We start from the raw sequence: 17,244 nt of genomic DNA on the forward strand, positions 1-17,244 counted from the left end.
ATTTATTTATGAAAAACGTAGGAATTAAATATTCCTACGTTTTTTGTTTATAACATTTAAATACCTGATTTTTACAAAGGTTAAAGGATCAAATGGAAAATTTTTAATTTATCCTGCATAAGCAGAATCGTTTCTGTAATTCTACTTAATAGAATACTCCCCTGTATAGCATTATTATTGAGTCCTGATTCCATGAGATTGAAGTTAAGATATATTGAAAAGATCTTATTGAGATTTCTTGTCAATTTCTCATGAGTTTTCAGTTTATTCGGAAATTTAGTGGTTTTAATTTTACAGTTTAGTGAAATAGTGGGTTTGAAGATAATATAAAGCGTCTGCAGGACATTAGTTATGGGTATAAGATGAAAATATTGTATGTGCATAGCGAAACATAACGGAAGGATAAACAGTACTGTAGCATATGGAACTTATTTGGTCTGTCTTAGGAGTCGTACAATGCATAATTGTAAGTCAGCAATCCTAGAAATAAGTTTGCCTTCGGTAGGAAGCGTTCCACTAACGATGTTCATACTCAATATTTTCTTAAAACGTTTGAAGGAATTTAGTTTATGTATATAACTTTATGAAGAATATTAAATCTGTAGCATATGTAATTCCTCTGGAATGGATTCACGTATAGATCCTCATCTAAATTAAAAAATTTCACATATAATTTCATTTATGTTTAAAGTTTAAAAGCTCACCATAGATGATTTATAGAGAATGCAATTATAAATGCAAGAAAATCTAATTTAAAATTGAAAATTCGTTCTATTTTGGTTAGATATGGAATAAATGAATTTTATTTCTCAATATTCACTGTATGTCACTTTTTTGTTTTTTTCTATATGATATTGGAAAAAGTATGCTTAATTTTATAACATAAATCCCCTACAAAATTATTACTCTACAAATTAATTTCTTAAAAAAACTTCTTGTGAATATATTACTAACTACATAAAGTGTAATATTAGCAGAATTATTACCAAAGTATTAGGTTTTTAGAATGAAAATGAGTGCTCAAAATATCATTGAAATCCAGGAATAGAAATTGTAATTAAATTTTTTGTTTTCTGTCAGGTATGTAAATCACTTTAGCTACTTTATGGGTAATTTCATGTGTTTTTTCTTTTGCTTAAGTTAATGAAATAGCAGTATTAGCTCTAAGTATTGTAGCTAAGAGTATGTAAAGCATAGAAAATCCGAATTAAACAAAATAGGAGGAAAGTGAAAATGAAGCATCAAGATGATAGTAAAACTGGTTTGGAAATAGCGATTATTGGAATGGCAGGTAAATTTCCAGGTGCAAATGAAATAAACCAATTCTGGGATAACCTAAAAAATGGTGTTGATTCAATTTCTACATTTACTGAAGATGAGTTAATTAAAGAAGGTGTTAATTTAGATGTTTTACAACATCCTAATTTTGTGAAAGCAAAAGGGTATTTGGAGGAAGTAGAATATTTTGATGAATCCTTTTTTGCTTATACACCTAGGGAAGCGAAAATAATGGATCCCCAAATCCGTATGTTACAGGAAACAACATGGGAAGCATTAGAGATGGCAGGTTATAATCCATTTGACTATGAAGGATTAATAGGGTTATACGTAGGAGCATCTACTAATTTTAATTGGATGAAGCACACGCCATTATTAAACAGTGATAGTGTAGTTGAGTTCTCAGAAGCAGGTACTCTTTCCTATAAAGATGCAATTTCAACACTTACCTCCTATAAGCTGGGACTTAAGGGACCGAGTTTTACATTATATACAGCTTGCTCTACATCTCTTTTGAGCATTCATCTTGCATGTAGATCATTGTTAACTGGAGAATGCTCTATTGCAGCTGCAGGTGGAGTATCTATAACGTATCCTAAAAAGAATGGTTATAAATACCATGAAGGAATGACAAGTTCACCGGATGGCAAAGTACGTACTTTTGATGCAGAAGCCCAGGGTGCAGTTTTTAGTGATGGTGTAGGTATGGTAATACTGAAGAGATTAGAAGATGCAATTGCTGATGGGGATACAATCTATGGTGTAATTAAGGGATCAGCAGCAAATAATGATGGAGGTCGAAAAGTAGGCTATACTGCTCCGAGTGTTGAGGGACAGGCTGAAGTAATACAAGCAGCACATAGTTTTGCTGAAGTTGATCCTTCTACAATTAGTTATATAGAAACGCATGGGACGGCAACGCCATTAGGGGATTCTATCGAAGTAGAGGCTCTAAAGAGAGCGTTTCAAGATGTGGACAAGAAATCTTTTTGTGCAATTGGTTCTGTTAAGAGTAATGTAGGTCATTTAGATACAGCTGCAGGGGTGACGGGACTTATAAAGACAGTTTTATCTATGAGGCATAAACAACTCCCGCCAACTTTAAATGTGAAGCGCCCTAACTCGAAAATTGATTTTATAGATAGCCCATTTTATATCAATACTGATTTGGTGAATTGGCAAAGTGAAGATAATGATCTTCTTCGAGCAGGTGTGAGTGCTTTCGGATATGGTGGAACTAACGTTCATATTGTATTAGAAGAAGCCCCTAAAGTTAAAAGTTCTGCTTCTACTAGAGAGAAAAAACTAATGGTTCTTTCTGCTAGATCAAAAGAAGCTTTAAATAATGCTACAGTAAATATTGTTGAATATCTGGAATCTAATAAAGATGTTGAATTAGCAGATGTAGCATACACATTGCAAACTGGCCGTCGATCATTTCCGTATAGAAGAGCGGTCTTATGTAAGGATATAGATAGCGCCATAGACAATTTAAAAACAGTTAAAGATTTTCACGTAAAAACGCAAGAAAATCCAGATTTGGTATTTGTGTTACCTAGCGAATACTCATCAATTATTGAGAATGTAAAAGAACTATACCAAAAGGAACCATTATTCTTAAAAGTATTTGAGCGTAATATGACTGATGCCCAAATGTATACTGGAAAAGCATTGAAAGAAGCATTCTTTAAAGGAACAGATGATAGCTTGGTTGAAGATTTAACCTTCTTCGTCTGCTTGCAATCGATTATTGATGTTTTAATTGAATGTGATGTACGTCCTTCTAACATTATTGGTACAGGCTTAGCTGGAATGGTTTCAGATATTTATAATAAATCTCTTAAGCCAGAAGATGTCCTGAATCCATTAGTTGAGAACTATATAGAGTTACAGACAGAATGGATGCATGGAGAAAAAGTAGAACTTCTAACACAAGTTAAGGATGTAGATCCTAATTTTGTGATTGTACATATTGGAGAGTTATTAAATTCTGAAATTAATAATAATCATATTATTTTACAGAACGACTTGTTAGAGGTATTGGGACAAGCGTGGGAGTTAGGGGTAGAAATTAATTGGAGTAAACTGTATGAAGAGGAATATAGATTACGTATTGCCTTACCAACTTATCCTTTTGAGAAAAAACGATATTGGATAGATCCAGCTGAACAGCAAAATATAACTAATAGTGAAGAAACATCGATAAAGAAACGTTCTAATATAGCTGAGTGGTTCTATACTCCAGGTTGGATGGAAAAAGAAATTGTAGATGTAACTAAAGAATCTACTAAAAGTTGGTTGTTATTTTTAGACAATGAGCATATAGGCTTAGCTCTTAAAGAAAAGCTTGAAAGAGATGGACATCGTGTTATAACAGTCGGTGTGGGTCCTTCATATAAAAAGATTAGTTTAAATGAATTTACAATATGCCCTACTGAACAAGAAGATTATTATCAGTTATTTAATGAGCTACAAAAACAAGAGTGTTTACCAGAGGAGATTGTTCACCTATGGAATGTGGATAATAAGGATTTAGGTATCGAGACCTTAGATACTGGATTCTATTCATTAATATCACTTGCAAAGACAATTAGTAAATTTAATTTACTTTATCCTATCAATATAAATGTTATGACGAATAATATGCAAAAGGTAGTAGGAGACGAGTCTATTATTGCAGAAAAATCTACTCTTTTGGCTCCTATAAAAGTATTTCCGCAAGAGTATCCAAATATTAGATGCCGTAGTGTAGATTTTATGTTGTCTGATAATGAAGAAGCATTAATATCAAACTTATATTCTGAGATTCAAACGGACATTATTGACACTGTAATAGCAATTCGAAATAACACTCGTTACATTCGAATCTATGAGCCTATACCTGATGAAAAAGTAAGTGAAATGCTAGTAATAAATGAAAATGAATTAGCTTCAAAAATTCCGAATATTCGATCGGAAGGGGTTTATTTAATTACTGGTGGAATGGGAGGAGTAGGCCTTAAATTAGCAGAATATTTGGCGCGTACAGTAAAGGCTAAACTAATATTAGTTAGTAGAACAGCTCTTCCTGATCGTGAAGAATGGGATCAAATTCTTCAATCACAGATTGAAAATGAACAATTATGTCAACGTATTAACCATATTCAGAAGTTGGAGTCATTGGGAGCAAAAGTAATGACAGCTGTTGCAGATGTAGCTGATGAAGAGCAGATGAGAAACGTGATTCATCAGGCTGAGGCTAATTTTGGTCACATAAATGGGGTAATTCATGCAGCAGGTGTCTTACGTGTTAAATCAGCTCAGTGTCCAATGGAAAAGATAAGTAGGATTGAATGTGAAGAGCAATTTCTTCCTAAAGTACATGGTGTGCTAGTTCTTGATAAGTTATTGAGTAAGTATGATCTTGATTTTTGTTATCTTGTTTCATCACTTTCACCTATTTTGGGTGGATTAGGTTTTGTAGCCTATTCAGCAGCAAACCTTTACTTAGATAGTTTTTCAGACAAAGTGAGTAATACATCTAATAATCGATGGACTAGTATTAACTGGGGAGATTGGCAGTATACGGGAGCTCAACAGGTTAATAAAATATTCAATGCTCAAAGTATAGAAGCACTTGAAATGACATCTGAGGAAGGACAAAAAACATTCCAATGTGTGCTTGGTTTAAGTGGTTTAAATCAGGTGATTATTTCTTCAGGAGATTTAAATAAACGTTTTGATCAATGGATTAATCTGAATTCTCGCAAACGGATTTCTGAATTGGAAACTCAAACGAAAACGGGAGATAAGTTCAGAAATCAAGATGAAGTAGAGGAAGTAATTATAGGAATTTGGAAAGAGTTTTACAGTGTTGATACTGTAAATGTAAATGAAAATTTCTTTGATCTTGGTGCAACTTCACTTCATATAATTCAAATTCATGAGAGATTAATTAATAGATTAGAAAAACATATTTCAATTGGAGTTATGTTTGAATATCCAAGTATTCGTTCTTTAGCGAAATACTTAAGTGGAGATAAACAGAAGAATCAAGTTAAACATACAAAACGTTTTAATCGAAAAACAAAAGAAGATAACGATATTGCAATTATAGGAATAGATGGACGTTTTCCTGGAGCGCAGAATGTAAATGAATTCTGGAATAATATAAAGTCTGGAACAGAGTCTATTCAATTTTTTACAGATGAAGAGTTAATTGAATCTGGTGTGAATCCTATGGAAGTAAAAAGCCCTAATTATGTTAAAGCGAAAGGGTATTTAGAGGGAACTGATAATTTTGATGCTCCATTCTTTGATTATACACCTCAAGATGCATCGTTAATGGATCCGCAACTACGAGTATTTCATGAATGTGCGTGGTCTGCCCTTGAACATGCTGGATATAATATTGAGACCTACCCGGGCCTAATTGGTGTATATAGTGGGGCATCTCCTAACTTATATTGGCAAGTGTTATCTACTCTTTCAGAGGCAAATGAACCAGCTGGACAATTCTTAATTTCATTACTTAACGACAAAGACTCACTAAGCACTCAAATTTCTTACAAATTTAACCTTAAAGGACCAAGTATGAATATCTTTACGGGATGTTCAACATCATTGGTGGCTATTCATAATGCATGCCAAGCATTATTACAGGGGCATTGTGATATTGCTATAGCTGGAGGAATTACATTAACTCAACCTGAAAAATCAGGTTATACCTACCAAGAAGGGATGCTGTTTTCTTCAGATGGTCATTGTCGTCCTTTTGATGAAAATGCAAATGGAATGCTTTTTGGAGACGGTGTTGGGATTGTTGTTCTGAAGCCTTTACAGGAAGCTATAAATGATGGGGATACTATACATGCAGTAATAAAAGGAACGGCGATCAATAATGATGGGAATCGGAAAATTGGTTACACTGCACCTAGTGTAGAGGGCCAAGTAGAAGTTATTAAAATGGCGCAACATGAAGCAAATGTAGAACCTGAGTCCATTTCCTATATTGAAACACACGGAACTGCTACTAAACTAGGAGATACCATTGAGATCAAGGCGCTTAGTGAAGTGTTTAACTCTAATGAAAAACAATCGGTACCAATTGGATCTGTTAAAGCAAATGTAGGACATCTAAATGCAGCGTCCGGTGTTGCTGGACTAATTAAAACGGTCTTTGCGATGAAAAATCAGGTTCTTCCGCCAAGTGTGAATTTTACAAAACCAAACACGCAAATTGGATTTGAAAAGACACCGTTTTATGTAAATCAACACTTAAATGAGTGGAAAGAGGATAATAAACCATTACGTGCAGGTGTTAGTTCATTTGGTATTGGTGGTACAAATGCACATATTATTTTGGAGGAGGCACCAAAGCTTGCAGCAACATCAAATAGTAGACCATACCAGATGTTAATGATTTCGGCAAAATCGAAAGATGCTTTGGATCGTATGACTTTGAATTTAGGAAATCACCTTGAACAGAATCCTCATGTGAATTTGGCAGACGCTAGTTATACATTGCAAATTGGACGTAAGGAATTCAAGCATAGGAGAGCTTTAGTTTGTTCCAGTACTCAAGAAGGAATTGAACTGTTAAACCAGCCAGAAGGAAGAAGAGTACAATATGCAAATGTAAAAGAGGAACATCCTAAAATTAACTTCCTGTTTTCTGGGAACGGATCACAATATGTAAACATGGGGTTAGAATTATACGAACAAGAGACAATTTTCCGTGAAGCAATGGATGAATGCTTTGCAATTCTTCAATCTATTACGAATGTAAACATGAAAGAAGTGTTATATCCAACTACTTTCAGTATTGATGAGGCCACGGAAAAATTAAAAAGAATGGAATTTAGTCAACCAATTCTTTTCGCGTTTGAATACTCAGTTGCGAAATTATTAATGGATTGGGGAATTAAACCTGAAGCAATGATTGGATATTCTTTTGGTGAATATGTGGCTGCTTGTTTAGCTGAAGTATTTACTTTGGAAGATGCACTTAAATTGGTTGTAAAAAGAGGGCAGCTAATGAGTAGTCTTCCTGCAGGGGTAATGCTTAGCGTTCCACTTCCAGAAGAGGAATTAATTCATTTGATTAATTCTTTTGAAAAAGAATATCAACATACCATTTCTTTAGCGGTAGTAAATGGTCCAGCTTGTATAGTTTCTGGGACAGAAGAAGCAATTGTAGATTTTGAAAATGAATTAAAGAAAAAGCGTTTCATGTGTATGCGAGTAACGATTGAAGGAGCAGCACATTCACATGAACTGGATTCAATTCTGGAAGAGTATGCTTCCTATGTGAGTACATTGACACTTAGAGAACCTAAAATACCATATTTGTCAAACTTGACTGGTACTTGGATACGACCTGAAGAAGCAACAAACCCAGTTTATTGGGTAAAACATATGCGTGGAACTGTTCGATTCTCTGATGGAATTCAAGGGTTGAATAGGGATAATACAAGTCTATTTATAGAGATTGGTCCTGGAAATGACCTTAGTAGGCTTACTAGTCGCCTTTTAGATTATGAAAATGGTAGTGAAAGAATATTTAATACGATTCGATCTGTTCAACAAGATGTATCAGATATGTATTTCTTATTTAGTCACATCACTCGAATGTGGGTAACAGGTATTTCTATAGATTGGGAACAATTTTATAAAGATGAGAAGAGAAGACGTATCCCATTACCAATGTATTCTTTCAATAAAATATCTTATAAATTACAAGGTAATCCGTATGATTTAGGTCAAAAGCTTAATAGTAAGCAATCTAAAATTAGTAAGAATAACAACATTTCTGAATGGTTCTATACGCCGCAATGGAAAAGTTCTACATTGTTTGAACCAAATCATGATGTGAATGAGACATGGATTGTTTTTGTAGATCAAGAAGGATTAGGTAATGAACTAGTTAAGGACTTATTAAATAAAGGGCAGAGAGTAGTTACAGTAGAACCTGGCTTTGGTTTTAATAAGGAGAATAACGATCGCTTCATTATAAATCCTGAAGAGCGTACAGATTACGTTAAGTTATTGGATGAAGTACAAGAAATATGTGGTTTACCTACAAGAATAGTTCATATGTGGGGAATTACGGATGAGGAAAGACAAGCCTCAATTGAATATGTAAATTGTAAACAAAACTTAGGATTCTATTCAATCTTTTATTTAACTCAGGCACTAGGAGACAAGAATATCTCTGATTCAATCTCAATTCGAATCATTACAAATGGTGTTCAACAAGTGATTGGTGATGAAGAATTAATTCCAGAAAAATCAACTGTACTTGGAACGTCATTAGTTGTTCCGCAAGAGTATTCTTATCTTTCTTGTTCAAGTATTGATGTTATTTTACCTCTAAACAAAGAATTGAAGAGTAGGCTAATAAACCAATTAGTAGAAGAATGTCTTTCAAATACGAATGATAAAATGATTGCTTATCGAGGAAATAAAAGATTTGTTCAAACTTATGAGCCTTTACAACTAGAACAGCCAGCTAAAGAGAAACTGCCTTTACGAAAAAATGGAGTTTACCTTATTACAGGAGGCCTCGGAGGTATTGGTACAATTCTTGCGAAACACTTGGCTCAAACTGTACAGGCTAACTTAGTTCTTTTTACACGTACAGGTTTGCCAAATCGTGATGAGTGGGATATGCATTTGAAGGAAAATACGATGTATTCGGACAGAATTCGTAAAGTTTTAGAGATAGAAGAAACAGGATCTAAAGTTTATGTACTTGCTGCTGATGTTGCAGATCAATCACAACTATACGAAGCAATTCATAAGGCAGAACAAAAATTCGGAAAAATTAATGGTGTAATTCATGGTGCAGGTATTCTCGGTGGAAAAACTTTTAATTTAATTCAGGAACTTGAAAAAGGGGACTGTGAGGAACAATTTTCTGCAAAAGTTTATGGTCTTCTCAATTTAGAAGAGTGCTTACGAAATAAAGACTTAGATTTTTGTGTTCTAATGTCTTCAATTTCAGCGGTCTTAGGTGGATTAGGGTATGTTTCATATGCTGCTTCAAATATATACATGGATGTTTTTGCACAATATATAAATCGTTATTCCAAACTGCCTTGGATAAGTGTCAATTGGAGTGATTGGAAATACTGGGAAGATGAAGAAAAAGATATGCAGATAGGTGCAAGTGTACATGAATTATCTATGACACCTGAAGAAGGAGTTCAGGCATTTAATATAGCACTGTCATGGAAACAAGGGGAAGTACTGATTCATTCTCCAGGGGAACTGCAAGCGCGTATTGATCAATGGGTGTTATTAAATTCTTTCAATGATGAGAAGGAAGAAGAATTAGATTCTACGTTATACCATTCTAGACCACAACTCTTGACTGAATATGTAGCACCTCGTAATGAGGTAGAAGAAAAGCTTTCAAAAATTTGGAGAAATATATTTAAAGTTTCAGAAGTTGGTGTTCATGATGATCTTCTGGAACTAGGTGGAGATTCACTTAAGGCTATTACTATTGTTTCAAAAATTCATAAAGAATTTAATGTTGAAGTTCCTATTAAAGAACTCTTTACTCTATCAAATATTGAGAAATTAGCAAATTATATTTCAAGGGCAGATAAGAGTGAGTTTGATGTTATTGTTCCAGCTGAACCTAAATCTCATTATCAGCTTTCTTCAGCTCAGAAGAGATTTTATGTATTACACCGATTATATCCAGAAAGTACAGCTTATAATGATACTTCCGTTATTCTTCTGAATGGAGAATTAAACATTGAACGTTTAGAAAAGGCGTTCACTCAATTGATTAAGCGTCATGAGATATTTAGAACTACTATTGAAATGAAAAATGATGAACCGGTACAAATTATTCATGATCATGCTGATTTCCATATTACTCAAATTGAGGGCGTTGAATCTGAAGTGGAACAAATAATTAATGAGTTTATTCGTCCATTTAATTTTAATAATGCTCCATATTTCCGTGTAGGGTTAATTAGATTGGGAGAACAAAAACATATTTTAATTATTGATTTACATCATATAGTAACCGATGGAGTTTCCTATGATATTTTCGTTAGAGATCTATTTGCGCTTTACTCTGGAGAGAAATTACCAAGCTTAAAAATACAGTATAAGGATTACTCAGAATGGCAGCAGAGTGAAAAAGAAAAAGAAATTGCTCTCAAACATGAACAGTATTGGTTAGAGCAATTCAAAGATGGCGTACCTGTCTTGAATATGCCTACAGACTATACAAGACCTGAAATAATAGATCTGAAAGGTAGTAAAATATCCTTTACTATTGATCCAAAGGTTACCAAGAAAATTAAGCGCCTATTAGCAAAAGAAGAAACTACATTATATACGCTAATGCTCTCTGTATATAATATTTTGCTAGGTAAATATACTGGCCAAGAGGATGTTGTAATTGGTTCACCAATTACTGGTCGCCCACATGCGGATTTACAAGATATTATAGGAGTATTTGTAAACATGTTAGGGATAAGGAACTATCCAAGAGCTGAACAAAGGTTTACTCAGTTCCTATTTGAAGTAAAAGAACAGGTCTTACAAGCGTTTGAACATCAAAAATGTCAATATGAGGACCTGGTTAATCAATTAGGACTTCAAGGAACGTATAATAGGAACCCACTTTTCGATGTTTCATTTGTTATGCAAAATATGGATGCAGATCATATGTTTATCGATGGTTTAGAACTAGAGACATATGATCACGACTTTAAGCGCGCGCAAATGGATTTATTGCTAAGAGTGGTTGAATTGGAAGATACAATTGAACTGACTATGGAATATGCAACCTCTTTATATACTAGGGACACGGTTCAAAAGTTATGTGAGCGTTATGTTGAGATTTTTGAACAAATTGTAGATCATCCTGAAATTTTATTAAAAGATATTTCATTTAAACAAGAAATTCAAGAACTGCAACCAGTTAAGGTATCAGTAGATTTTGGGGATTTTAACTTTTAATTGATTATTGTCAGGAGTGAGTAACTATGGTTGAACGAATAGCGAACAAAGATAAAGTAATTGCCGCAAATGAACGAATAAAGGAAAGAGAATTTTGGTTAGAAAACTTATCAGGGGAACTGGCTGACTGCCATTTCCCTTATGATTACCGGACATCAAACAAACAGGTGAATTTATCAAATATTAGCATAAAACTAAAAGAGGAATTGTCCGAGAAGATTTTAAAGTTAGCAAATGGATCAGATCTTCAATTGCACATGATTCTTACTGCTGGACTTACTTTGCTGTTAAATAAATATACTAGATTGCAAGATATATGCATTGGTACACCTGTTTTAAAACAAGACAGTGATACTAACCTTATTAATACTTTGTTAGTTTTAAGATATGGTCTTGAGGAACATATGACATTTAGACAAATTCTCCAGCATGTTAGTACAGTAATGGTTAATGCTTTAGAACATCAAAATTTCCCATTGGAAAGTTTACAACCGGTTTTGAGTAACTACCTTCCAGAGGGGCGTAATTATCCATTCCGTACTGCAATTTTGTTAGAGGAAATTCAAGATTTAAATTATTTAAGTGAGAGCAATGCTGAGATTATATTCTCTTTCCGTCAAGTAAATGGGTGTATAGAAGGTGATATGTATTTTAATGACCATCTATACAAAACATCTACTGTAACGCGATTTGGTCATCATTTTATAGACTTGTTAGAGCAAGCTTTACTACAACCGAATACGCCCCATATAGATTTAGATTGGGTTAGTGATAATGATATAAGAGAGTTAATTGCATTTAATCAAACTGAGTTAGATTACCCGCATCATTTAACGGTAATACAGTTATTTGAAGAACAAGTCATGCATAATCCAAATAAACTTGCTGTTTCTGATGACAAAAGAGAAATAACATATGCTCAATTAAAAGAAAAGGTAGATCTGGTTGCCAGTTCTCTACATAAAAAAGGAATTGGAAAAGGACACATTGTTGGTCTTATGATGGATCGATCCATTGATGCAGTCATTGCAATGCTAGGTATTTTAAAAAGTGGGGCTGCTTATTTACCTATTAACATATATTTGCCGTATAAACGGATAGAGGCGATGCTAAAAGAATGTAAATCTCCACTTTGTATAGTAAAACCAGATGTTATTAGTGAAGATTTTACAAGAGAAATCCAGGATTGTAGTATGGTGAGTTTTAATGAACTACTTGAAACAGAGTTGGTTAGTTTCCCTTCAGTAAGTACACCTTACGATTTGGCATATGTTATTTTCACCTCTGGAACTACAGGTAATCCTAAAGGAATTATGGTTGAAAATCGTAGTGTTGTAAATTTAATATTTGGGTTAAAAAATGAAATATATGATAAATATAGTTCTTCTATGCGAATCGGGTTAGTTTCACCTTTTGAGTTTGACGCTTCAGTACAAAACATGTTTGGTGCGCTTCTATTAGGAAATAGTTTATTTATAGTACCTGAGGAAGCGAGAACTGATGGGCAGAAGCTAATTAATTTTTATCAAGAAAAGCAAATAAATATCGCTGATGGAACGCCTATGCATCTTCGATTATTAACTAATTTTATAGATGAAGAGGTAGAATATTCATTTAAACATTTTATTATTGCTGGAGAGGAATTACCACCGAAATTAGCACGGAAATTCCTTGGTTTATTTAATGAAAACTGCCGACCAAATTTAACAAATGCTTATGGACCTACAGAGACAACTGTAGATTCTACATGTTATCATGTTCAGCACGCTGAGTTAGAATTTATGAATCAATTACCAATAGGAAGACCTCTAGCTAATCAAAAAGTTTATATTATGGGTGATAATCAACAATTACAACCCGTTGGAATTCCTGGGGAATTGTGTATTTCAGGAGAAGGATTAGCAAGAGGTTATTTAAATCAACCTAAGTTAACTATGGACAAATTTGTTCCTTTACAAATCAACAAAGCGGGTTCTTCTATTATAGATGACAAGGTATATCGTACTGGAGATTTGGCTCGCTGGTTACCAGATGGAAATCTTGAATATTTAGGCCGTATGGATGATCAAGTCAAAATTCGTGGATTACGAATTGAATTGGGAGAAATAGAAAAGCAACTATTACGTTATCCTGAAATTGGTGAAGCTATTGTAATTACACGTAAAAAAGAGGGAGAAGATGCTCCGGTTTTATGTGCATATGTTGTTATGAATCCTTCAGCTAAAGTAGAAGAAGTACGCCAATTCCTTAGAGAGTATTTACCATTTTATATGATTCCTGCATACATTATCCCGATTGAGCAGTCTCCAATCTCATCAAACGGTAAAATAGATCGGAAAGCTCTTCCGGATCCAATTTGGGAGCAATCCACAGCTTTATTTATTGAACCACGTAACGAAATTGAACAAATGCTCTCTGAGATATGGAAAGTAGTACTTGGAATAGAGAAAATAGGTGTGAATGATAACTTTTTCGAATTAGGAGGTAATTCATTACAAATTACTTCTGTTGTTTCACACATATATAAACGTTTAGGTGTAGATGTACCTATACGTGAAATGTTTCAAAGGCCTACAATTATGCTATTAGCGGAGTATATAGAGAAATATGAAGGGAAGAAAAATTATTCTCAAATTGAGATCGTACCTGATAGAGAATTTTATCAAGCTTCTTCTTCACAAAAAAGATTATATATATTAAACCGCTTTGCTGGAATAGGAACTGCCTACAATATACCAGGTGCAATGTTAATAGAAGGTGAGTTTGATTTTATAAAGGCAGAACAAAGTGTCAAAGAATTAGTGGAACGTCATGAATCATTAAGAACTTCATTCCAATTTATTAAAGGTGAACCAGTTCAATTTATTCATGATGGTTTAGATATTAGAATTGAACATTTATATAAATCTGATAGATCAACAATTGAAGAGTTAATACAGGAATTTGTTCGTCCTTTTCAGTTAGATAGGGCTCCACTTATGCGCGTCGGTTTAATGAAATTAGAATTCAATCAATATCTGTTACTATTTGATCTTCATCACATAATAGCAGATGGAGTATCTTTAGCGAAGTTAGAAAAAGAGTTTATAGATTTATATTCAGGCAAAGCCTTAGAGCCTATTAAAATACAATACAAAGATTATGCCAATTGGCAAACCAATCGTTTACACGATGAAGGGCTGAAAGAAATTGAAGAGTATTGGGTAGATAAGTTTAAAGGTGAGTTACCAATTCTTATGTTCCCAACTGATAAGCCACGTGGGCTAAATCAAACTTTTGAAGGTGATAGATTAGTATTCCATCTAACACCTGAACTTTCTAATAAATTAAAATCCTTTGCGGATGAAAGAGAAGCTACTTTATATATGGTACTTCTTTCGTCACTAAATATAGTATTGCATGTGTATACACAACAGGAAGATATTATAGTAGGTTCTCCAATTGCAGGAAGAATTCATCATGATCTTGAGCCTATCATAGGTATGTTTGTAAATACTCTACCTATGAGAAATCATCCTAAAGCGGAAAAGACGATAATTCAATTCTTAAATGAAGTAAAAGAAAATGCGCTAGAAGCATTTCAATATCAAGAATACCCATTTGATGAGTTAGTAAATAAGTTAGACATGGCTTATCATACTAACCGAAATCCTGTATTTGATGTCATGTTAGTGATGCAGAATATCGGAAGAACATCAGAAAAAATAAAAGATATTACATTTAAATCATACGAAATTAAGCATCAAGCTTCAAAGGTAGATATGAGTATAGAAGTATTTCCGGAAGAAGAGGGTCTGCGATTAGAATTGGAATACGCGACAGGACTATATTATCCGCAAACTATAGAGCGGTTTATGATGCATTTTATAAATACGCTAGAGTGGATGGTAGCTAATCCTGAAGCGAAAATTGAAGATGTTAATGTTTTAAGTAAAAGTGAATCCACAAGGATGTTAAATGAACTTAATAATACAAAATTAGATTTTACTCAGGGTAAATTAGTTCATCAATTTTTTGAGGATCAGGTTGAAAATAAACCAGAAGGAATCGCAGTTATTTCAAATGATGTATCGTACAGTTATTCATATATCAATAATCGAGCAAATCAGCTTGCTCGTTTTCTTAGACAAAAAGAGGTAGATCAGGAAACTAGAATTGGTATCGTTGTGGAAAGATCCGTAGAAATGATTATAGCTATATTTGCTGTGCTAAAATCTGGAGCTGCATATGTACCAATTGATCCTGAATATCCAAAGCGTCGAATGGAACATATTTTAGAGGATTGTAATCCTCAATTTGTACTTACAGAATCTAAATACGTAGGTGAAATTCCATTTGTAGGAGAGATTATTGATTTAAAGCAAGAAAATTTGTACGTTGGTGATACAAGCAACCTGGAGGTTACTCGAAAACCAAATAACTTAGCTTATATTTTATATACCTCAGGTTCTACAGGTAGACCAAAAGGAGTCATGATTGAACATTGTAGTATTGTGAATTTCTTATTTTCAATGACTCATTTATATCCTATGGATGAATCAGATACGTATTTACTGAAGACGCCTTATATATTTGATGTATCTGTTTTAGAGTTGTTTGGGTGGACCATAGTAGGTAGTAAATTAGTAATAATGGAAAATGGGGAACATCGAAACCCAAGGGCAATTTTAAGAACTATAGATAAATATGATGTAAAATTATTAAATTTTGTACCGTCTATGTTTAGAGCATTCATAAATACACTTAATAATGAAAATTGCCAGGTTTTAAATAAAGTAAAGTATATATTACTTGCGGGTGAAGCTTTGACACATGAGGTGGTTAATAAATTTAAAAAGCATCGATTATCGACTCAAATAGAAAATATGTATGGTCCTACTGAGGCGACGGTTATCGCAAGTACATTTTCACTTCAAGAAAGTGAAAACTATAATACTATTCCTATTGGAAAGCCTATTCCGAATGTAAGACTTTATATACTTAATCAAAAACAGAGACTTCAGCCTATTGGCGCGGTAGGAGAGCTGTATATTGGGGGAGAAGGTCTTGCAAGAGGATATGTAAATCAAATGAGATTAACTGAGGAGAAGTTTTTACCAGACCCATTTGTAAAAGGGGAGAAAATGTACAGGACAGGAGATCTTTCACGCTGGTTACCTGATGGGAATATAGAATTCCTCGGTAGAAATGATGAACAATTAAAAATTAGAGGATATCGAATTGAGCCAGGTGAAATTTTAGATGCTTTATCTTCACACCATGCAATTAAAGAAGCAGTGATAGTAGACATTCAAGATGAAGATGGGCAGAAAAAACTTGTAGCTTATTTCGTAGCAAAATCACTTGCATCCATTTCTGATTTGAAATTGCATCTTGCGAAATTAGTTCCGAGTTATATGATACCTACTTTCTTTGTTGAAGTTGAAAACATACCATTAACACCAAGTGGAAAGGTTGATCGACATTCCTTACCTTCACCTAGATCTTTACCTAAGAATGAGGAGGAGAGTATGATGTCTCCTAGTAATGAGTTAGAATCTCGTTTGGTTGAAATATGGAAAAGTATACTGAAGATTGAAGCTGTCGGTGTAGAGGATGATTTCTTTGACTTAGGAGGAAATTCTCTACTAGCTATTGAGCTTGATCTTGCTTTAGAAAACGAGAATCTTAATACGGATGACTTAGTTGCATATACAAAGCGAAATATTAAACAACTAGCGGCTTATATAGCAGAAAAGAAAAATAATTAGTATTACTTCATATTGTAAACACGACTTTTAAGAGTTTAAATTTACACTTGCTATACTGTGGGATTAAAGGAGCTTTCCCTCTTAGATTTCTGGAATGATAGTGTATATTCTGGTGATTCTGAGTTAGGGAATTCTCCCCCTTATTTAAAAATGATTAAAATAAAAAAGTGATTCGTGGAATAAGATTCTTCATATTTAAGGTGTTAATAATAATTGATAGCTTTTTAAAGAAGATATACATATCTTTGTC

At 33.6% G+C, this 17,244-nt stretch carries 2 protein-coding genes; both read left to right on the forward strand.

Annotated features, from left to right (window positions below):
* Positions 1-1,233 precede the first annotated feature (1,233 nt).
* Positions 1,234-11,244 (forward strand): type I polyketide synthase, encoded by a 10,011-nt coding sequence (locus DN393_RS21865; RefSeq protein WP_149173920.1) that lies wholly within the window; start codon positions 1,234-1,236, stop codon positions 11,242-11,244.
* A 26-nt stretch (positions 11,245-11,270) separates the two neighbouring features.
* Entirely contained in the window at positions 11,271-16,994 is a 5,724-nt protein-coding gene (locus DN393_RS21870) for a non-ribosomal peptide synthetase (protein WP_149173921.1), read from the forward strand.
* Positions 16,995-17,244 lie beyond the last annotated feature (250 nt).

The organism is Bacillus sp. BPN334 (assembly GCF_008368885.1).
Lineage (GTDB): Bacteria > Bacillota > Bacilli > Bacillales > Bacillaceae_G > Bacillus_A > Bacillus_A wiedmannii.

Coding starts and splice junctions, on each gene's coding strand:
- DN393_RS21865 (WP_149173920.1), top strand. CDS start 1,234: ATGAAGCATCAAGATGATAGTAAAACTGGTTTGGAAATAGCGATTATT.
- DN393_RS21870 (WP_149173921.1), top strand. CDS start 11,271: ATGGTTGAACGAATAGCGAACAAAGATAAAGTAATTGCCGCAAATGAA.